Origin of the sequence: Rhodovulum sp. PH10, from assembly GCF_000293785.1 — a bacterium.
Lineage (GTDB): Bacteria > Pseudomonadota > Alphaproteobacteria > Rhizobiales > Xanthobacteraceae > Rhodoplanes.
The window spans coordinates 1-655 of sequence record NZ_AKZI01000208.1 but is presented as its reverse complement, the minus strand read 5'-3'; the positions used below and the strand labels follow the sequence as shown (position 1 = coordinate 655).

Sequence of the window (655 nt, the reverse complement as noted above, 5' to 3'; positions counted from 1 at the left end):
TCGCCAGAGCCCGTCGATAAAGGACGAATTTCGAGTCAGGCTCTCAGGGACAGGCAACGGCGTCGGCGCGCCCGGCTCGATCAGCTCGAAGCGGGCCGGGAATTCGCGCGTGCCGAGGCAGGGTTGATGAAAGCACTGGCCGCGCCGGACGCGCCGGTTGAAGACGTCGAGGTGCTTGCCCTCGGTGTCGCCCGGGCCGGCTCTGTCGGTCGTCTCGAAATGCGCCGCGATCACGTAGGCGACATCGGTGAGCACGGTGGCGGCGCGTTGCTGGCGCTCTTTCTCGACGATCAGCGCGAGGTCCGAGAGATCGCCGCTCCTCATCGAGGTGCGGATTTTCGTCACCGGCGCCTTGGCACCGATTTCGTTACGGCGGATCGACTGGAAGCGGATCGGCTTCAGCACGTGGATCGCATCGACGACCCAGCGGATCGCCGGCTTCCAGTGAATCGCCTCGAGGATGCCGCGCGCCGCCGAGGGCGTCATCACGTCGTAGGAGACGCGCTCGACCTTCATCTCGGGGCGGGTGAAGCAGGCCCGCTCGCCGGATACGAGAAGACGGATTCCGTAGGTCATGCCGCCCCCGCGCAATGGTTCCGAGAAGATGTAATACCAGCCGAACGAATTTCTGACTCGTGGGGGATTCCCTTCGCGG

General features: G+C 65.2%; 1 protein-coding gene. It reads right to left on the bottom strand.

All coding sequences use genetic code 11. The annotated features are described in order from the left end of the window. A partial coding sequence (gene cas5c, locus A33M_RS21500) for a type I-C CRISPR-associated protein Cas5c (RefSeq protein WP_040622512.1) occupies positions 1–576 on the bottom strand: 576 nt, incomplete at its 3' end. Positions 577–655 lie beyond the last annotated feature (79 nt).